This is a genomic window from Limosilactobacillus reuteri, from assembly GCF_034259105.1.
Lineage (GTDB): Bacteria > Bacillota > Bacilli > Lactobacillales > Lactobacillaceae > Limosilactobacillus > Limosilactobacillus reuteri_G.
This window is the reverse complement of record NZ_CP139478.1, coordinates 614618-635162: the sequence shown is the minus strand read 5'-3', so window position 1 is coordinate 635162 and position 20545 is coordinate 614618. Positions and strand designations below refer to the sequence as shown.

Annotated in this window: 14 protein-coding genes, 1 pseudogene and 2 other annotated features (1 of these 17 only partly in view); of the genes and pseudogenes, 1 reads left to right on the top strand and 14 read right to left on the bottom strand. The window is 39.4% G+C overall.

Annotated features, from left to right (window positions below):
- The 5 genes and pseudogenes from SH603_RS03960 to SH603_RS03940 all read right to left on the bottom strand — a co-directional run bounded on the left by SH603_RS03960 (position 1) and on the right by SH603_RS03940 (position 4373).
- Positions 1-648: an amino acid ABC transporter permease gene (locus SH603_RS03960; RefSeq protein WP_169471613.1), complete on the bottom strand. Its 648-nt coding sequence runs from the start codon at positions 646-648 to the stop codon at positions 1-3.
- Positions 649-720: 72 nt separating this feature from the next.
- Positions 721-1065, bottom strand: a binding site (T-box leader).
- Between the two features lie 51 nt (positions 1066-1116).
- Entirely contained in the window at positions 1117-1653 is a 537-nt protein-coding gene (gene mreD / locus SH603_RS03955) for a rod shape-determining protein MreD (RefSeq protein WP_003666652.1), read from the bottom strand.
- Positions 1654-1659: 6 nt separating this feature from the next.
- Positions 1660-2517 (bottom strand): rod shape-determining protein MreC, encoded by an 858-nt coding sequence (gene mreC, locus SH603_RS03950; RefSeq protein WP_169478019.1) that lies wholly within the window; start codon positions 2515-2517, stop codon positions 1660-1662.
- A gap of 133 nt (positions 2518-2650) precedes the next feature.
- Positions 2651-3652 (bottom strand): rod shape-determining protein, encoded by a 1002-nt coding sequence (locus SH603_RS03945; protein WP_169472639.1) that lies wholly within the window; start codon positions 3650-3652, stop codon positions 2651-2653.
- A gap of 135 nt (positions 3653-3787) precedes the next feature.
- Positions 3788-4373: pseudogene (locus SH603_RS03940) on the bottom strand (JAB domain-containing protein).
- Positions 4374-4489: 116 nt separating this feature from the next.
- Here SH603_RS03940 and SH603_RS03935 point away from each other — a divergent pair.
- Positions 4490-5620, top strand: a complete 1131-nt coding sequence (locus SH603_RS03935) for an IS30 family transposase (RefSeq protein WP_013923736.1) — start codon at positions 4490-4492, stop codon at positions 5618-5620.
- 184 nt (positions 5621-5804) lie between these two features.
- Here the strand turns inward: SH603_RS03935 and SH603_RS03930 are convergent, their stop codons facing one another.
- The 9 genes from SH603_RS03930 to SH603_RS03890 form a co-directional block, all read right to left on the bottom strand.
- Entirely contained in the window at positions 5805-6773 is a 969-nt protein-coding gene (locus SH603_RS03930) for an IS30 family transposase (RefSeq protein WP_321534123.1), read from the bottom strand.
- 76 nt (positions 6774-6849) lie between these two features.
- Positions 6850-8172 (bottom strand): folylpolyglutamate synthase/dihydrofolate synthase family protein, encoded by a 1323-nt coding sequence (locus tag SH603_RS03925; protein WP_321534122.1) that lies wholly within the window; start codon positions 8170-8172, stop codon positions 6850-6852.
- A gap of 101 nt (positions 8173-8273) precedes the next feature.
- Positions 8274-9488: an NAD(P)/FAD-dependent oxidoreductase gene (locus SH603_RS03920; RefSeq protein ID WP_321534121.1), complete on the bottom strand. Its 1215-nt coding sequence runs from the start codon at positions 9486-9488 to the stop codon at positions 8274-8276.
- Between the two features lie 53 nt (positions 9489-9541).
- Positions 9542-11287 (bottom strand): thiol reductant ABC exporter subunit CydC, encoded by a 1746-nt coding sequence (cydC, locus tag SH603_RS03915; RefSeq protein ID WP_169472642.1) that lies wholly within the window; start codon positions 11285-11287, stop codon positions 9542-9544.
- The gene (gene cydD / locus SH603_RS03910) at positions 11280-13010 is read right to left on the bottom strand and encodes a thiol reductant ABC exporter subunit CydD (RefSeq protein WP_321534120.1); all 1731 of its coding nucleotides are present in this window, start codon (positions 13008-13010) and stop codon (positions 11280-11282) included. Before cydD ends, cydC begins: the two co-directional genes overlap by 8 nt.
- A gap of 6 nt (positions 13011-13016) precedes the next feature.
- Complete coding sequence (gene cydB / locus SH603_RS03905; protein WP_035154217.1) at positions 13017-14033, bottom strand: cytochrome d ubiquinol oxidase subunit II; 1017 nt, start codon at positions 14031-14033, stop codon at positions 13017-13019.
- A complete protein-coding gene (locus SH603_RS03900) occupies positions 14034-15452 on the bottom strand; it encodes a cytochrome ubiquinol oxidase subunit I (protein WP_169478022.1) in 1419 nt (472 codons plus the stop codon).
- A gap of 295 nt (positions 15453-15747) precedes the next feature.
- A complete protein-coding gene (gene ltrA, locus SH603_RS03895; RefSeq protein ID WP_321533904.1) occupies positions 15748-17130 on the bottom strand; it encodes a group II intron reverse transcriptase/maturase in 1383 nt (460 codons plus the stop codon).
- 614 nt (positions 17131-17744) lie between these two features.
- Entirely contained in the window at positions 17745-20399 is a 2655-nt protein-coding gene (locus tag SH603_RS03890) for a valine--tRNA ligase (protein ID WP_321534119.1), read from the bottom strand.
- Between the two features lie 73 nt (positions 20400-20472).
- Positions 20473-20545: a binding site (T-box leader), on the bottom strand; it runs 138 nt beyond the window's last position.

Sequence of the window (20545 nt, the reverse complement as noted above, 5' to 3'; positions counted from 1 at the left end):
TTACTTGAAGTATGCATAACATTTTTCAACTTGCCGCAGAATTAATGTACAAATTCCTACAAGGATCAAGTAGATTAATCCGACTAACATCAATGGGACAAGCGTGACATCCCGTGAAGTTGCTACATTTCCTGCACGAAGTAGGTCACCGAGACCAATTACGTAAACTAACGATGAATCTTTTACTAAGTTAATAACTTCATTCCCAATTGATGGAATAACGATTTTTATTACCTGGGGAATGATGATCTTACGAAGAGTTTGCCAGTAGCTTAGTCGTAAAACACGTGCTGCTTCAAACTGACCTTGATCAACAGATTGGAAACCACCACGGAAAATTTCAGCAAAATAAGCTGCGTAATTCAAAATAAAAGCAACTAAGGCGGCATCGTAACGTTCAAAAACAATGCCAATAATTGGTAACCCATAGAATACAAAGATCAGTTGAAGCAGCAAAGGCGTTCCCCGCATTAACCAAATATAAATTTCTAATATCCACTTCAAAGGTTTGATTTTAGAAGTAAGTCCTAAGCTAACCAAAATCCCTAATGGCAGAGACCCAACTAATGTCCAGAAGAAAATTTGTAATGTAAGAGTAGCCCCCTGGAATAATGAAGGTAGAATTTCACTTATATATTGCATTGACATTTACTATTGCCTCCTTAAATTATTGACTAATAGAAATAACAGGAAAAGAAAAAATCCTCTAGGAGATACCTCCTAGAGGACGAGTACATCGTGGTTCCACCTCATGTTTACAAACATTTCGCAATATTTGCCTTAATAAGTCTATTTTAATGAAACAAAAAACACCCTCGAGCCTAAACTGGCTACGAGGGCGTTTCCGCGGTTCCACCTCATCTTGCTATTTTCTCACGAATAATAGCCTTAGTGAGTTCATTAAAATAAACTCCGCGCTGTAACGGGCTTCCCCGGGTCTTCCTACTATGGCTTTCAGAAGGCCAACTCACAGATGTGATTCAAGCCGAAACATTGATCCCTTCCCATCATTAAGGACTTTCTTTGCAATGCTTAAAGCTCTACTAGTCTGTTCACTGTCATTTATGATGTTGTAAATATCCTATACTGGAATATCTATTGTGTCAAGCACTAATTTTAAATTTGATCATCGTCTAATGCCCAGCGATATATTGCGCGAATTGGCCAGAAGAGGACAACAAAATAAATTAAATTCAATGCTAATGTTGGAGCAAGCGTATAAATAAGATAGTCCCCAAAACCAACATTAGTAATATTTACTAAATAATATGCCCAATAATTAAAGGTCTCAAAAATGACAATATCAACAAAGAAAATCATAATCATCGAAAGAAATGATGAACTAAAATAACGAGATAAAATTTTAGTTATTTCTACCACTAATGGATACAAGAAAATATACAATCCTAAAATTCCCGAAAAGTATAAATCATAAACTGCACCGGCAGCAATTGCAAATGGAATTAATGGAATCTCAATATCATCTTGAAAGAAATACGATAAGACTAACCATAGTAAGACAAGTTCACTCACCATTGAATAGGGATAGCTGAAAAATAATGGTGCCCACACATGGCTTAAAGCGCCGTCCAAAAACAGGCATACAAATAAACCAATTGGGAATATATATTTTAAGCGTGATAAACGATACATAATTTATCACTCCTGTGAGGCCGCTTCAGCAACTGTAACAATATTAATATCATTAAAGTCCGTTGCTGGAGTAATATAGATTTTCTGGGCGAGACCATAATCATCTTTACCGACACGTGACACGCGACCAACATAAAGTCCCTTAGGTGTCACACCACCCATTCCACTGGTTACTACTCGGGTACCTTTTTTTATTTTAGCTTTAGAAGTTACTTGTCCCATTTCAAGCTCGTTATTTCTTGCATTATATCCGGTGATAATCCCATTAATCACTTTCCCATTTTGACCATTAAGAGTAATTGCAAAACGGTTTGATGATTCACTGGTATCACTCAATAATTCAACTTTACTATTAGTTTTATTTACTTCTGTAATCCGACCAATTAACCCACTATCACTCATAACAGGCATATTCTTCTTAATACCACTAGATTGCCCCTTATTAATCACGAGTTGTCTTTGCCATGAAGAAGGTGTGCGCATTAACACAGCCGCTGTAACTGTATTATAGTCGGTCATTGAATTATTAAGTTTTAACTGTTGTTTTAATTGTTTGTTTTCATGAGCTAAGGTCTGATCACGGACTTTAGTTTGTGCTAATTCAGTTACTTGCTGTTTAAGTTCACGGTTTTCAGAATAAGTATTCATCAACCCATTTATTGAACTCACGCTTGTCTGTGCCCAATTTACAGGGAGAGCAACTGCACTATCAACAAAACCAACAATATCATTTCCAAATTGTTGGATGATCGGTGGTGTATTTCGCCTATTCCGTAAAGAAACAGAACCCGCCATTAGTCCAAAACAGACAACTAGAATTATCACAGCAATAACTAATCGGCGATTGGAAAAAAATTTCTGCATTATGACCCTCCAATGCATACACAAGGTAATTAAGACGGGGCCTGCCAAACAATCCTGCTTGGCAATCAGCCCCGTCAGTCATTAGTTAGTACTAATGATGATTCATCGCTGACGTCACTGTCAGAGAATCATTTTACTTTTTCTTCATTACATCAATACTCTTTAATGACTCGCCGGTACCAATAGCAACACAGTCAAGGGGATCGTTAGCAATGAACACTGGTACTTTGGTTGCATCTGCAATAACATCTGGTAAATGCTTTAATAATGTGCCTCCACCAGTTAATACAATTCCGTGATCAATAACATCAGCAGCAATTTCTGGAGAAGTTTCTTCAAGTGTTCCTTTAATTGCCGTAATAATGCTATCAACAACATCTTGGAGGGCCGTTGAAACATCTTTTGCGGATACTTGCATTGTCTTTGGCAATCCAGTTACAAGATCACGACCGCGAACTTGTGTTGTTCCCATTTCTTCAGCAGCTTCAACAGATGCAGATCCAATATCCCATTTAAGCTTTTCAGCTGTTCGTTCACCAATTAATAAATTCATATGTTGGCGAACATATTGAACAATCGCATCATTCATCTTATCACCAGCCATTCGAATTGAACGACTTGAGACGATACCACCTAATGAAATGGTAGCAACATCAGTAGTACCTCCACCAATATCAACAACCATACTACCAGTTGGATCCATAACTGGTAAACCTGCTCCAATGGCTGCTGCAAATGGTTCTTCAATAACATAAGCATCACGAGCACCTGCAACTCGAGTAGCATCAATCACTGCCCGTTTTTCAACTTCCGTGATCCCACTAGGAACACATACCATAACATATGGCTTACCATTATTTCCTAGTGCTTTATCAATATAATACTTCATCATTGCAACTGTTGTGTCGTAATCAGCAATAACACCGTCTTTCATTGGTCGGATAGCCACAATGCTTTCTGGCGTCCGTCCGATCATATCACGGGCATCACTGCCAACAGCGATTACTTCGTTAGTCTTAGAATTACGAGCAACAACTGATGGTTCTCTTAATACAATACCCTTACCTTCAAGGTAGACAATTGTATTAGCAGTTCCAAGGTCAATGCCAAGATTTTTTGTTCCAATTCCTAGCAATCTGCTTCTTCCCTTCGTCTTAAAATCAAATTAATATCGTGCATATTATACCATAGCCACTCGGTACATACGAACATTAATATACATTAATAAGAACAAAGAAAGCGTAATTATTGCAATAAATTAAAAGTTTCTTTACTTTTTAAGCTCATTAACGAAACTAGCTTCACGCCAACTATGGTATGTATCACGACCAACAATCATAAAGTCAACTAAATGAAGCCCAATAATCTCACATCCTCGTTCTAAGCGGCGAGTGAAAGATTCATCCTGCTTGGAGGGATGAATGTCTCCCGTCGGATGATTGTGGATCATAATAATTCCTTGAGCTGAACACCGGAGCGCATATTGAAAAATCTTATCAGGATAAAGAATACATTCGCATCCGCCGCCTACAAACAAAATTTTCCAATCAATTATCTCGTTATGGATATCTGTACAAGCAATACAAACACTTTCTTGCTCCTCACTTTGAAAATGGTCAACCATCTTGCGGCCTAATTCGATGCTCGAATAAGCATGGCCGATAATTTCTTCGTGACTTTTGGTTACTATTTTTCCTAATTCAATTGCAGCAAAAAAATTGAACATTTCCGGTGCCCATTCATTTATTTCATTTTTTTTCAACGCGTGAAAGCCGTTTAATTGATAGGGGATTAGGACACTTACGTAAGAAACGTTGACATAATTCCTGCTTTTTTGTTCCCAATTTATCAGGGATGGTGGATTATAGAATGAAGTTAGCCACCCAGTTGGTGGTAAATAAAAAACGCCATTCGGCGTGACATCAGGTATCATATTAAGTGAACCAAACCTATATGAAAGGATGTCCGTCAAATGACGCACTTAAATGATACCATGTCTACTAGTTTATTGACTACTCATAAAAAGAATGCTCATCTTACTAAAGAAGAACGTGTGATGATTGCGACTTTAAAGTCGCAAGGACTTTCCAATCGCGCAATTGGTCGCCAATTAGGAGTTAATCATCAAACAATTAATAACGAGCTCAACCGTGGTACGGTCCGCCAACTTCGTCGTCAAAAATCTAATGGTAAGATTTACGAATATTCTTACTACATCTATAGTTATGAAGCTGGTCAGGCCACATATCTTGAACATCACCGCCATTCTGGTCGTCGTCGCTTATATTATTCTTCAAAGCAATTTTTACGATTAGCTGATCAGCTAATGCTTGGTGAGTTTGACGACCACCATTACTCCCCACAAGCGGTTATTTATAAGGCTCGAGATTTAATGAATGATGGCACCCTGATCCCAAAGTCGGTTGTAACTTTATATCAATGGATTAATGAGGGTGTGCTTCGTACGTCCAATTTAGACCTCTTTGAAAAACCTAAACGTAAGCATCATCGAACTCATCCGCAAGCTAAAAGGTGCTTAGGGCCTAATATTGCTCAACGACCTCAAACTGCGGACCAACGGTCCGAAATTGGCCATTGGGAACTAGATACAGTTCAGGGACAGAAAAACGGTAATGACAGTGTTGTACTAGTAATGACTGATCGCCTTTCACGAGTTAATATCACGAGTAAAATTGCTGGTAAAACTGCGCATGCAGTAAATCAGTTCTTTATAAATTTACGCCAGAAAATGGGCACAGATGCTTACTATCGCATCTTTAAGACAATAACCTCTGACAACGGTTCAGAATTTAGTGAGTTAACACAAGTTCACGATCATGTTTTCTATGCTGATCCGTATTCCCCTTGGGAACGTGGATCCAATGAGATCAATAACCGGTTTCTCCGCAAGGAGATTACCAAAGGTGAAGCTATAAATAACTATAGTAGTGCTCAGATCATAGCGACTAATGATTGGATGAATCACTATCCACGAGCTATGTTTAATGGACATTCGTCAATGGATATCTATCGTAAGGCCTTCTACCAAGAGATATCACAGCTCCATCAACCAATAATCAATTGGTCAGTATTATTTATTTGAGTCCAGTGGCTAACTTATTCTTGAAATTTAGGATTTATCAGGGATAGCCGTCCAGACTAATTTTGTATATTCGTTAATCACTTCATTTTCCATAAATAAATAATTCTCCTTTTTACACTCTATATATTTAAATACGAAAAATTTGTGCTTTTACACTTTTTAATTCCTGAAATGTCAATTTAAATTAGAAAAAAGGTGAAAGTTGTTCTTCTGTGACATGACTCAAGAATACTTCTAATGGTGTACGATAATTAAGAGATTTTCGTGGGATATTGTTGCGACGATGCATTAGCTGAGTGACTAGTTCGTCTGGTAAATCGCGAAAATCTAGCTTTTTACTAAGACCATCACGACGCAAGAGGCCGTTATTATTTTCGTTTAACCCTCGTTGATTGGGAGCACCGACTTCCGCAAAATAGGTGTGAAGATCATACTTATTGGCTATTTCTCGCCATCCAGCAAATTCTTTCCCGTTATCAAAAGTAATTGATTTAACAAAGTGACGTGGCAGTTTAGCGAGCCATTGATCAAGCTGGCAATTCACTGCTTCGTCTGTTTTATGATGAATATTAAGGACAATCATTACTTTGGATTGTCGCTCTACTAGCGTCATTACCGCTCCGCGGTGAGCTTTACCTTGAACTGTATCAGCTTCAAGGTGCCCAAATTCATGTTGGTAATGCGGAAAATCACGATATCGTTGATAGATACTGCGTCCTAATTGGCCAGCTTTACCACGATGTTCCACATAGCCATTGGGATGGCGTTTTCCTTTCATCGGTAGCTGTTTAACGGAAAAGCCATACTGATTGCGGGCAAACATGCGATAAAGGGTGCGCATACTGCAGCTAATTGGGTGTTCATGACGACCAATAATAGTATCAGGAGTCCAACCTGCCTTGATTTGCGCATGGATATAGTTAACTTCGATAGTTGGCAGTTGGGTCTGCTTCCGACCACAACGACGCTTATGTCGCTGATAAGTCTGAAGATATTGGTCGATGGTTTTACCGTCGTTGAGGAAACGATAAACACGATAGATGGTTTCTTGACTACGCTGAAGTAATTTAGCAGCCCGATAAGCTTTAGTACCTTGATACCAAAAATCAGCTATGAGAGTTAATTCACGTGTGGTAAGATGTTTATAGGTCATTTGTGATTGCCTTTCTTTTGATTAGGGATATTCAAAAGTCTATCACAAATGGCTTTTTACTTTTTCTAACTTAATTTTACAAACGACGATTTAAAAAGAATTTACGAACATCTGAAACAAAATAAAGAGAACCAGTAATAATCATTACATCATCCGCACTCATTTGACGTGCCACCTGCCCGATCCCTAATCGCCAGTCGTTAATAGTCTGGATGAGGTATTTAGTTGGAATATCAGCAATAGCTTTTGCTAAGTCTGCACTTGGCCTTTTAGGACCGGGACCAGCAAAGTGAGTAACGGTTAGGTGAACATTCCCCAAACTTGCTAATTCACCAAGCATTAATTCATATTGCTTATCAGCCAGAATCGCCACCAAAAGGTAAACTTCCCGATCGGCAAAATCATTCTTAATAGTATGGACTAGGGCCTGGACACCAGGAAGATTATGAGCGCCATCTAATAAGACCAGGGGAGTAGTATTTATTTCTTCTAATCGACCCGGCCAAGTAGCATTTTCTAATCCCGCTATCAAAGCACGACGATCAATTGGCAGTCCATGCTTCTCCATAAAAATCTCAACAGCCATCAAAGCAACTGCTGCGTTTTCTATCTGATAGTCACCTGGCAAGCCAAGAATTGTTTCTATTTTTTTCAGATTTTTTCCTTGATACCGAATTTTCGCGTGGAACTGATGACCATTAAGCTTGTGAACAGTGAAGTCTTTTCCTAATTCAAAAACCGGGGAATTTTTCTCATTTGCATCTGCGAGAATAATTTCGCGTGCTTCAGTTGGAATGTCACCTAAAACAACTGGGACGCCTTTTTTGATTATTCCTGCTTTTTGGGCCGCAATCTTAGCTAAAGTATCGCCTAAATACTTCATATGATCCCAGCCAACTGTCGTGATCACGCTAACAACTGGCGTAATTACATTGGTAGAATCATATAGTCCCCCAATTCCTACTTCAAGCAATACAACATCAGGCTTCTTTTCAGCCATGTAGCAAAACATTAATGCTGTATCAATTTCAAATTCAGTTGGTCCGCCTGTTTCCAAGGTATCATCAAGTTTTTTGACAACTGGGGCGATTTTTTGAACTAATCTTAAAAGGTCATCATCGCTAATTGAGATTCCATTGTACTCAATCCGTTCATTAAACCGCGTAATAAAAGGCGATGTAAAACTTCCAACGGTGAGTCCGCTTTCTAGTAAAGCAGACCGCATCATTGCAACAGTTGATCCCTTACCATTAGTTCCTGTAACGTGAATGTATTTAAGCCCTTCTTGCGGGTTTCCTAATTCTGCCAAAAATCGTTTCATCCGTGTGAGTGTTGGAATTTTCTTGAATTGTGTTCGTCCATGAATAAAAGATAATGCTTCATCATAAGTTTTAATCATTTATTTCACCCTTTATTTATTATAGCCACACTTTTTAGCCTATAAGTATAAAAACGAGGCTGTTGAAAAAACAAAAGTTTTTTCTCAGCCTCATTCATTTTCTAGTGATATAAGTCAAAGCGGCCTTTAGCAAATAGTTCTTTCAAACCACCTGTTTCTAGCAAGGAACGGTCAGCAATAATTTTCTTCATTGCTGAAGCAGGATATCCACGTAATTCGTGACCCATTGCTTCACCAAATGCTCGCGTATTACCAACGGAAGCAACTGTTCCTAATGACTTGTAAGTAAATGGCTTAGCTTCATGCTTGCCAGTCTTAATACGGCTAACAATGTCTTCAGCCGTGTAATCAGCCATTGCCAGGGCAATTTGTGCAGTAGTTGGGTATGGGCGTTTACCATCCGGTGGCATTACGGCAGCAACATCCCCAATGATGTAAATATCATCATGCTTAGGGTCTGTTAAGTGGTCAGTAACGATTACCCGGCCACGCTTAGCATCAAAGCCACATTCTTCCATTAATGGATTACCACTTACTCCAGTTGTCCAGATGATTGTACCAGCATTAAGGGACTCTTCATCATCATCTCCATGCTTGTAGATGACCTTCCCAGGTTCAATCTTGCTAATCCGTGAACCATCAAGTAGTTGCACGTTAAGGCTCTTAACAAGGTTTACCCCATATTCAGCAAGTTTTTCACTAAACATTGGAAGTAATCTTGTTGAAGCTTCAATCAGCGTAATTTTAATTTCATCTGGTGAAACCCCAGCGATTTTGGCATAACTTGCTCGAGCGTCAACAAGCGCCCCAGCCAATTCAATTCCAGTAAATCCACCACCACAAATAACAATTTGAAGATCATCAGGATTGTGAGTGGTACGATAATCTTTCATTTTAGCAATGATATGGTCATAAATTGCTAAGGCTTCTTTAACATTAGTCATTGGTAATGCATTTTCTTCAGCACCAGAGATTCCAAAGGTTTCTGAAACAAAACCGAGCCCTAATACACAATAATCATAGTGCAGTAGTTCTTCATGACCAGCAAGCTTAACCGTCTTTTTATCAGGATCGATCTTTACAACTTCATCTTGAATAAAGGTAGTAATTTGCGGATTAATAACATCACTAATTGGATAAGTGATCCCTGAAGCACTTTGCGTTCCCGCAGCAGCTTCGTGTAAATCAGTAGCTTCGCAATGATAATCATTACGATCAACTAATGTAATATGAACATTAGTTTTTAGCTTTTTTTGCAGTAAAACAACTGTCTTTAAGCCAGCATAACCAGCTCCAAGTACAACAACTTCTTTCATTACTATTCATCCCTTCATCAAGAGTTCTATTTATTATAACATTTCTAAACTAGCTAGATACCCTCATCTGCCATTTTTAACGCCCGGTAATGTTCATTTGTTTTTTGTAATTCTGCCGGGCTGCCTTGCATTGAAATTTTACCATCCTCGATAAAAACAACTTGATCCATCATTTCTATGCCTTGTAAATGGTGAGTAATCCAAATCAAAGTTTTTCCTTGTAGCTGCTCCATAAAAGTCTCAATTACCTTTTCTTCTGTTACCGGGTCTAAGCCTACAGTTGGTTCATCTAAAAGGATAATGGGCGCATCTTTGAGCAAAATCCGGGCAAGAGACAACCGGTGACGCTCTCCGCCAGAAAACCGTAACCCTGCCTCATCAACCATCGTATGAAGCCCTTTTGGCAGTCGTCTAATCATAGCGGCCAACCCAACACGTTCAAGAACATCCCATACTTGATCCTCTGTCGCATCTTCATTTCCCAAACGAATATTATTTACGATTGTGGTATGAAACAAATATGGTGATTGGTGAACAATCCCAATATAATTCGAAATCTCATCACCAAATTCATCCGTTGGCACATTATTAAGAGTAACAGTGCCCGAAGTAGGCTTCCGGTCTCCACGAATTAAACTAGCTAACGTACTCTTTCCAGCCCCACTGCGACCAAGAATGGCAAGTTTTTCGCCTGGATTAACATCAAGATTAATCCCCCGCAAGATCATCTTCTCTGTTTTAGGATAGCGATAATAAACATCTGTAATTTTAAGATGATAAGGAGCGGTAATCTCAATATTAGCCTTAGAAGGAACAGGTGGTTGTGGTAATTCATTCAATCGCTTTAATGAATCCGTATATACATTAGTTTCTTGAGCAGCTGCTGGCAAGCTAGACAATACTTCATCAAGTGGAAAGACACAAAGAACAAAGGCCGCAATCCAATTTGCACTACCTCCCCAATGACCGCCGAAACGTGCTGCTCCCCATATAATAAGGCTAACAACCACCAATAAAATCATTACCTGAAGAATAAAATCACGCCAATGCTCAAAACGTTTCATCGCTTTTTGAGATGCTAATACGTTTTTCTCGCTTTGATCATAGTGCTGCAGGTAATCCGCACTTCGCCCCGCAAATACCCAGTCTGTAATCCCCATGATATTATCAGTGAGATCAGCATACAAGGTATTGGTATATTGCTTTTCTAGTTGCTGGCGCGCACCATTAACAAGCACTGACCACACGGGAACAGCAATGATGATTAACCCAAATAGAACTAACATTAAAAGCCCCATTAGTGGAGAAATTATCCCCATTCCAATAACGATAATGGCATAAAGTCCAAATGCAACTAGCATCGGAAAAATCGTTCGTAAATACAAATTTTGAATGTGGGCAACGTCTTCTGAAAGTAACCCAAGAATGTCTCCAATTCGATACTTACTATTAAAGAAAACGGCATCCTGCTCTAACGAATCATAAAGCTTTTTCCGAAATGCAGAAGTCATTTTAAGAACCCAATTATGACTAACTAATCGTTCAAAATAATTGGTCACCGGCCTAAAAATTCCAAAGGCACGAGTAAGAACGATGGGAACATATACTAACAAGATATTAAACGGCATCGTCGCGGACTTACTGATTAAATAGCCCGCGGTGAACATCAATCCACTAGCACAAATAAAGGTAACAATCCCAAGGGTAATTGCTAATACCAAGGTCCACTTGTAACGCTTCAGGAAGGGTTTCACCCACCGATCATGTTTCATTGCTTTAAGTAAAGGAATCTTATTCATGGGTTATCTCCTTTCCGCGTGTTTGATCCATCAGTTCTGTAAAGTAACCATGTTCATCAAGCAACTGCTGATATGTTCCTTGTTCAATTAACTTGCCATTCTTCAATACTAAAATGTAATCCATCTGCTTCATCCAATGCAAACGATGGGTAGCAAAAAAGACTAACCTATTTTCCATCAACGGAAGCATTCTTTTCTTCAATTCCAGCTCGGTCTCAATATCAAGGTGGGCGGTCGGTTCATCAAAAATCATTACCCGACGTTCTGGATCAAGAAATGCTCGTGCTAAGGCAATTCGCTGTGCCTGCCCACCACTTAATGCTCGGTGACCACTGCCAATCATCGTCTCTAGTCCTTGAGGCAATTCAACAACGAGATTATCTAAGCCGACAACATGAATTGCTTCTTTTATTTTATCTTCACTGACATTTGGAGTATAAAAGGCAATATTATTTTTTAACGTATCTGCAAAAATATAGGGAGTCTGTGGAATGTAGAGAATCTGTTTTTGCCAGTCATGAATATCCAAAGTCGTTACTTTTTTCCCTTGAATGGTAATTTGGCCACTTGTCGGCGCTAAAAAGCCACTCAAAAGATTAATTAAAGTTGTCTTTCCAGCTCCACTCATCCCGATAATGCCAATTTTTTGGTTTCCCTTAACTGTTAAATCAAGATTTGTTAATTCACTGCCATTTTGAGGATACATAAACTCAACATTCTCAAGACTTAATTCATCACCCCCTGTCCACTGGTGTAATTCAACAGTCGGCCTCTTAGGTAATGGCATTTCAAGAATTCGCCGAACAGCATGAAATGAATTTTTACCATTCAATGTTGCATGATAATCACTTGCAAAGTTCCTAATCGGCAAAAAATACTCAGGTGCCAAAATCAAAATTGCTAGTGCCGGGAATAGCAATATGTGACCGTTAATTAACCGTAAGCCAAGAAAGACCGCTAAGATTGCAATAGCTAATGTAGTGAAAAAATCAAGAGCAAACGTCGATAACATCGCCACTTTAATCACGCTCATTGTTGACTTGCGAAAACGCTCACTTGACCGATAAATACTTTGCGAATACTTCTTACTAAGGCCAAAGTACTTCAATGTGTCAATTCCCCGCAAAGAATCAATAAAGTGATTAGACAATATTTGAAAGGCTGCAAACTGTCGATCTGCCTTAGCCTTTGCTGCATAGCCTAAAATAATCATGAATAAAACAATCAAAGGATAAACTAACAGCATAACAATGCCAGAAATCCAATCAAGCCAAAAACAGACAACCAAAATAATGACGGGAATAATCATCATGCTAATCACCTTGCTATAGATGAGTCGAATATAATTTTCGACTTCTTTAATGCCATCAAGGGCCAGAGTAACCATATTCCCGGTTCCCTCCCGCTGCACAATTACTGGTCCAAGCGCAAAGACTTTTTTTAATAATTGCTGACGAAAGTTTTGGGCAGCATTAGCCGAATACTTATCAAGCCAATCATTTCCAATTTCGGTTAGCCCATGACGCAAAAGGTAACAAGCAACAAATCCACCTAAGCCATATATTTGACTTAAAAGAGAATGCCCCTGCCATAAGCCTGTTAGTAAAGCAGCCAAACTTAATCCCTGACCAAGGATAAGAAAAGCTTGCAGGACATAAAGCTCCACAAGCATAATCATGATATGTCTGCTCCCCTCGATTTTGAAGAGTAGTCGATCAATCATAAATTTTTATTTAACCTCCGAAATAGCTGGCATTGCAATCCGTTTACGGAAAATCCAGTAAGCCCAGATTGTATATGCCAAAACAAATGGTAAAAGACAGCAAGTAGCAATTGTCATCACTGTCAACGTATATTCTGTTGAGGAAGCATTTTGAATAAGAATGCTGTATTTCGGACTAATGCTACTAATTAGTACCCGTGGGAAGAGACCAATAAAGATCAATACAACCAATGATACTAAGGTTAACCCACTTGAAATAAATGCAACCAATTCATGACCAGCAAAGGTCTCCGCTTGAGCCAAGACTGAGAAACCAACAATCAATACAAGCATGATGATTGTACCAACTGGGTGAACAGCCATAAAGTCAGTCATAAAGATTAATAATAATGCAAAGACAACTTCGCCAGCATAAAGAATCCAGTACAAAAATTCAGCATAGTTCCGGGCTCGTTCCTGAACCGGACCAGTCGTCTTTAAGGCAATATAATTAATTCCATGTAAGTAGGTTAATAGCAATAAGGCAATTCCGCCAACAACTGAAAGCCAGTTGAAATAATCAAAGAATCCTGCGTGAAAATTGCCGTTAGCATCAATTGGCATTCCATGAATCATGCTAACAAACATAATTCCGAGGAAAAATGGAACGATGGCACTACCAATTGCTAATGCCCAATCCCAAATCCGTTTTTGTGGCATTGGACTATTTTTGCGGAATTCAAAGGAAACACCACGAATAATTAAACCAGCTAGGATAATCATTAAGATTAAATAATAGCCGCTGAAAAGACTAGCGTACCAATATGGAAATGAAGCAAACATTGCACCACCAGCAGTGATTAGCCACACTTCATTTGCATCCCAAACTGGTCCAATTGTCCGCACAAGTTGATCACGCTCTGATTCATTATGAGCAAGTGTTTCAACCGCCATTCCTACCCCATAATCAAATCCATCTAGGAAGAAGAAGCCGGCAAAAAGCACTCCAATCAATACAAACCATAATAATTGAAGAAAACTCATCTAGAACGCCTCCTTGTCAAATGGGTCAAGAACCTTCTTGAATTTAGGTTCAATTGCTTCCGATGGATCTTTACGTAACTCAAGAACAATCAACCAAATTAATGTAATTGCAAGAGTTGTAAATAATACAAAGTAAACAATATTTGATGTCAATAATGATCCAACTGAAACATTTGGCGATACACTTTCGGCAATTGTAAACAGGCCATAAACTGTCCATGGAATACGACCAAATTCTGTTACAAACCAACCAGCAGTATTACCGATAAATGGTAAGAAAGTGGTAATTGCAATACACCAAAGTGCCCAGCGGCGTTGTGCAAGTGGTTTCATGCTCTTTTCCCTAGTCATAATTAATCCGACAAGTGAAACTAAGAAAATCCAAGCACCGACCGCACACATAATCCGGAAACTATAGAATAGTGTATTTACTGGTGGGTAGTAATCAAGATTCTTGCCGTACTTTTTCTTATATTGGGCATTAAGTTCATTCATCCCGGTAACCGCACCAGTAGTTTTGTGGTATGACAAAATACTTAGGGCATATGGAATATCAATATTTCCCTTTACTTCATGGTCCTTCATATCAGCAATACCGACAATTGTCCACGGCGCATGCTTACCAGTAGTCGTGAAGACATCTTCAGTAGCTGCAAATTTCATTGGTTGTTCTTTGATTAAGTATTGCATCTGGGCATCCCCTAACGCAATCCCACCAATAGAGAAAATCAATGAAATTAAAAGACCCAACCGCATTGACTTCTTATAAAACTTCTTATTAGCTTCAGAAAGTTTTTGGTTCTTGAGAAGTTGGAATGCTGTTAAACCAGCAATAATAATTCCACCCATCATGATAGCATTAAGGATAACATGCCCAAATTCATACCATAATTGGGGGTTTTTAAGCAATGCACCAAAATTAACCATTACTGCACGGCCACCCTTGATTTCATAACCAACTGGGTGTTGCATGAATGAGTTGGCAGTTAAAATCCATAAAGCAGATGTTAAAGAGCCAAAACTTGTCATCCAAATAAAGAAAAGGTGCAACCCTGGCTTAACCTTTTTCCAGGTGAATACCCATAAGCCAATAAATGTTGATTCAATAAAGAATGATAGCAAAGCTTCGAGGGCTAATGGAGCACCAAAGATATCACCCATAAACCGTGAGTAATCTGACCAGTTCATCCCAAATTGGAATTCCTGAATCAAACCTGTAACAACACCGACAGCAAAACTAAGCAAGAAAATATTCCCCCAAAATTTTGCCATTTTTTTGTACGTCTCGTCTTTAGTTGAAACGTACATACTTTCCATAATGGCGACGATAAAAGCTGTTCCAATAGAGAAAGGAACAAAGAAGAAGTGGTAAACCGTCGTCATGGCAAATTGGAAACGTGCCAGACTAAGAATAGTCATTATAAATACCTCCCTCCGAAGTATATCGATAAAAAGAATAGTTGAAACCGTTTCCTGTTTCTCCACAATTAATCATAATACTTGTGATAAATAATTACAATAAATAAATGGCAAATAGGTGAAATAATTTTTAAATAAACCGCTTAATTATCAGTTATTTAACCCTTATCAATAGATAAATATTTTTAAGTGATGGATGATTACTTTTTCAATCGAGTAGGAGATAATTGATTAGTTCAATTATCGACCTCTCACACCACCGTACGTACGGTTCCGTATACGGCGGTTCGACAACTTAATCACATTGAATTGACTGGAGCGTCTTGGACATATTCATAAGTCCGAGTTGTTCCAGTTTTCTATTAGTTAGAGAATAGCTCAAGGTCTTACTATGTGCAGTTCGCCAGTAGCCCTTTCGGGTACTAGCGAAGACATATGCATCATGCTGGGGCAGCCCCAACTTCTGTAAGTTAGTTACCTTAGTTTTAAACTTTTTCCATTGCTTCCAAATATACTGCCTTATTCGGACCCTCAACCACTTGTCAAGGCGTTGAATAAAGTTAGTTAGTTTCCCAATTGAGTAGTACTGAAGCCACCCACGCATTTTTCGATGAATTTCTTCAAACATTCTTGTCAGAGATATTCCACGATTACGTTTAGTTAATAACTTCAGTGCTTTCTTTACTCGTTGTTGCGATTGCTTAGCTGGACGGGCGTAGGCCCCATTGTGGTCTACACCCAACGAAAAGCCAAGAAACTTCAACCGTAGCGGGCTACCGACTTTGGTTTTATCTGGGTTCACTTTAACTTTCAAGCGCTTTTCTAGAAACTGGGTAATGCTTCGCATTACTCGTTCTCCGGCTCGTTGACTTTTAACATAGATGTTACAATCATCCGCATAGCGCACAAAGTGGTGACCACGTCTAGTCAACTCTTCGTCCAACTCATTTAGATAGATGTTCGCCAGTAGTGGTGACAATGGCCCTCCTTGTGGGGTTCCTTTTTCACTCTTAGCGAAAAGCCCATGGTCTAAGACTCCGCTAGTTAGAAACTTACGAATGAGTCTTAGTGTCCATGGGTCATCAATATATTGTTGGAGATACTTAATCATCAAGTCATGATTAACGTTATCAAAATAGGCTTTTAGGTCTAAGTCGACAACTCTTCGATAACCTTGATTATAAAGATCTACTACTTTTGAAATAGCGTCATGGGCCCCACGGTGGGGACGGAAGCCAAAGCTATTATCAGAGAAAATACGCTCAAAGATAGGCGTAAGAATTTGGGCTACAGCTTGTTGAACCATTCGGTCCACCACCGTTGGTATTCCAAGTCTTCTTACTCCACCATTAGGCTTCGGAATTTCTACCCGTTTGACTGGAGCTGGTTTATACTTGCCCTCACGCAAACTAGCGATCAGTTCCGTCTTATTTTCTCTGAGATATGGCAGAAGGTCATTGACTGTCATATCGTCAACGCCTGCTGCTCCTTTATTTCTCTTAACTCGCAAATAAGCCTGATTAAGGTTATTGCGATCCAAGACCAGGTCTTGGATAGTGACACTCATACCTTTACCTTCACCATAACCGGTACTACGCGCCCTTGTGTACTTTCGGTTTTCCAAACCTATCCTCGACAAGCGGTCAGCTTGTTGTTCTGTTTTCTGCGATTGTCGCACCTGATTACACCTCCGATATAAGTTACAAGTTATTGTCGTTCAGTCCTTCATCTGATTATTCAAACTACTATGACCTCGGCTGACTTCTGGCTTACTCAACACTGCATCACTGCACCGCTTGTTTCTGTGGAAATTAAACTTATTCCTCTTGTCGGAAACGTGTAGGCCAGATCTCCCCGGGTAAGAATATTAGCTTTCGTACCATGTCATCGTTAGCTTTACTGAGACCAACTTCGAGTAGTATTGGACTTCAACTTGTCTAGCAGCCTTATCCAGTTAATTCCAGCCTTATAGCTACTTCTTGTTCATCGATGCAGTACTTTGCCTTAGACTTCCTTCAGATTCCACCTCACGGTGGACACCCTTGTCCTCAGCTCATGGTTCCGACTACTACGGCCCATAGCGGACTTTCACCACCTAGCTAATACCCATGCCGGGCGCACTACTAAGAAAAAAGGAATCAACAATTGCCGATTCCTTTTTTAATCTATTTTTAAACTACATTTATAAATGTTATAGCTAATAGCATTCCCACAGTAGTCTAACCTATTTAATAAAATGATATAATTTTCATTTATCGTTAAAAATACTAATTATCCTACTATAAATTGACACTATGCTTGTTGAAGTGATTGAAGACGTTCCTTGGCAGCTGCTAATTTTTGTTGCCATTCCGTTGCCTTTTGCCGTTCAGCTTCAACAACCTTTTCTGGCGCGTTATTAACAAACTTTTCATTGCCAAGCTTCTTTTGTGAACGTTCTACCTCTTTTTCAAGTTTAGCAATTTCTTTTTCCATCCGATCGCGTTCTTCATCAAGATCAACTAATTCAGCCATTGGGATGTAAACTTCTGCTCCTGTTAAAATCCCGCTCATTGCAAGCTTAGGAGCTTCAACATCTTTACCAATAGTTAAGTTTTCTGGATGACAGAAACGTTCAATATAGTCACGATTATCATTCAACATCTGAGCCAAGTGATCGTTATCAACCTTTACCAAAATATCAACTGGTTTAGACATTGGTGCATTAGCTTCATTTCGAATGTTACGAACAGCCTTAATCAATTCAATCAAACTATTCATTTGTTCAGTTGCAGCTGGATCATTAAGTTCAGCATTAGCAACTGGGTAATCTGCAACCATAATTGATTCACCATCATGCGGCATTGATTGCCATAATTTTTCGGTAACGAATGGCATGATTGGATGCAACATCTTCAAGGTCTGATCAAGAACGTAACCAAGAATATTCTTAGTATCATTCTTTTCTTCGTCAGTCCCATTATTGAGCTTCTCCTTAGTCATTTCGATATACCAGTCACAGAAATCATTCCAGATGAAGTTGTAAAGCGCCCGACCGGCTTCACCAAATTCAAACTTGTCAAATTGTTCGTTAACTTGCTTTACAGTTGCATTTAACCGACTCAAAATCCACCGATCAGCTAAATCCCACTTACTCTTATCAGGAAGGACAGGAGCAGGCATCTCACCAAGGTTCATGATAACGTAACGACTCGCGTTCCAAATCTTATTAATAAAGTTCCAAGCTGCATCCATCTTAGTGTAGCTAAAACGAATATCTTGACCAGGAGTTGAACCAGTAATTAAGAACCACCGTAGGGCATCTACTCCGTACTTCTTGATAACGTCCATTGGGTCAATACCATTCCCCAAGGATTTACTCATCTTTCGCCCTTGTTCATCACGAATCAAACCATGAAGAAGAACATTCTTAAATGGTGCCCGACCCGTAAATTCAAGTGATTGGAAAATCATCCGGGAAACCCAGAAGAAGATGATGTCATAACCAGTAACTAAAGTATTGGTTGGGAAGTAGCGCTTAAAGTCTGCTGAGTCAGTATTAGGCCAGCCCATCGTTGAAAATGGCCAAAGTGCACTGGAGAACCATGTATCAAGGACGTCCTTATCTTGTTCCCAATTTTCGGCATCTTTAGGAGCTTCCATACCAACATAAACTTCACCAGTCTGTTTGTTATACCAAGCTGGAATCCGGTGACCCCACCATAATTGACGAGAAATAACCCAATCATGAATATTTTCCATCCATTGCGTAAAGGTGTGTTCAAATCGTTCTGGAACGAAATTAACCCGGTCATCAGTATCTTGGTTCTTAAGAGCTGCTTCGGCTAATGGCTTCATCTTAACAAACCATTGTGTTGAAAGACGAGCTTCAACTTGTACCCCTGTCCGTTCTGAGTGACCAACAGAGTGAACAATTGGGTCAATCTTCAACATGTAACCTTGGTCTTGAAGGTCCTTAACGATCGCTTCCCGAGCTTCAAAGCGGTCCATACCTTCGTATTTACCAGCATTTTCGTTCATGGAAGCATCTTCGTTCATTGTATTCAGTTCAGGAAGATTGTGACGCTTACCTACCTTGAAGTCGTTTGGATCATGGGCGGGGGTAATCTTAACCATCCCGGTACCAAACTCAGGCGTTACATAGTCATCAGCAATAATCTCAATTTCCCGGTTGACAAGTGGTACCATGACCTTCTTACCAACTAATTCCTTGTAACGTTCATCATTAGGGTTAACGGCAACTGCTTCATCCCCGAACATTGTTTCTGGCCGAGTAGTAGCAATTTCAATATAATCTTTACCGTTAAAAGTAGTTCCATCAGTAAATGGATACTTGACATGGTAGAATGCACCCTTATCATCCTTATGAATAACTTCAATATCTGATAGGGCCGTCCGTGCTTGTGGATCCCAGTTGATGATGTAAGTTCCACGATAAATTAAGCCCTTATTGTAGAGATCAACAAAGACTTTCCGAACAGCCTTATTTAATCCTTCATCAAGGGTAAAACGTTCGCGGTCATAATCCACCGAAATCCCCATCTTAGCCCACTGCTGGTGAATAATATCAGCATATTCATCTTTCCAGTCCCAAACCTGTTGAACAAACTTGTCACGACCAAGGTCATAACGAGAAATTCCTTGTTTACGAAGACGGGCTTCAACTTTCGCTTGGGTAGCGATACCAGCGTGGTCCATTCCAGGAACCCATAATACATCATAACCCCGCATCCGCTTTTGTCGAATAATCATATCTTGTAAAGTTGTATCCCAAGCGTGGCCTAAGTGCAACTTCCCAGTAACATTTGGTGGTGGGATAACAATTGAATATGGGTGAGCCTTTTTGTCACCACTTGGTTTAAAGAATCCTTGGTCAATCCACCATTGATATCGGCCTTCTTCAACCACCGCTGGATCGTACTTGGTTGACATATCTTTTTCTGTCATGGCAGAAACTCCTTTCAGAAAACAATCTTCATTTTTATTTTGTGCATTAACTAAAAAAACGCCCTATCACAATCGATAGGACGAATCATCGCGGTACCACCTAATTTGAGTATAAAATACTCCACTTTATCATTTCATAACGGTAA

Excerpts from the sequence above, each read along its gene's own strand:
- SH603_RS03960 (WP_169471613.1), bottom strand. The coding sequence starts at position 648 with ATGTCAATGCAATATATAAGTGAAATTCTACCTTCATTATTCCAGGGG.
- mreD (WP_003666652.1), bottom strand. The coding sequence starts at position 1,653 with ATGTATCGTTTATCACGCTTAAAATATATATTCCCAATTGGTTTATTT.
- mreC (WP_169478019.1), bottom strand. The coding sequence starts at position 2,517 with ATGCAGAAATTTTTTTCCAATCGCCGATTAGTTATTGCTGTGATAATT.
- SH603_RS03935 (WP_013923736.1), top strand. The coding sequence starts at position 4,490 with ATGACGCACTTAAATGATACCATGTCTACTAGTTTATTGACTACTCAT.
- SH603_RS03930 (WP_321534123.1), bottom strand. The coding sequence starts at position 6,773 with ATGACCTATAAACATCTTACCACACGTGAATTAACTCTCATAGCTGAT.
- SH603_RS03925 (WP_321534122.1), bottom strand. The coding sequence starts at position 8,172 with ATGATTAAAACTTATGATGAAGCATTATCTTTTATTCATGGACGAACA.
- SH603_RS03920 (WP_321534121.1), bottom strand. The coding sequence starts at position 9,488 with ATGAAAGAAGTTGTTGTACTTGGAGCTGGTTATGCTGGCTTAAAGACA.
- cydC (WP_169472642.1), bottom strand. The coding sequence starts at position 11,287 with ATGAATAAGATTCCTTTACTTAAAGCAATGAAACATGATCGGTGGGTG.
- cydD (WP_321534120.1), bottom strand. The coding sequence starts at position 13,010 with ATGATTGATCGACTACTCTTCAAAATCGAGGGGAGCAGACATATCATG.
- cydB (WP_035154217.1), bottom strand. The coding sequence starts at position 14,033 with ATGAGTTTTCTTCAATTATTATGGTTTGTATTGATTGGAGTGCTTTTT.
- SH603_RS03900 (WP_169478022.1), bottom strand. The coding sequence starts at position 15,452 with ATGACTATTCTTAGTCTGGCACGTTTCCAATTTGCCATGACGACGGTT.
- SH603_RS03890 (WP_321534119.1), bottom strand. The coding sequence starts at position 20,399 with ATGACAGAAAAAGATATGTCAACCAAGTACGATCCAGCGGTGGTTGAA.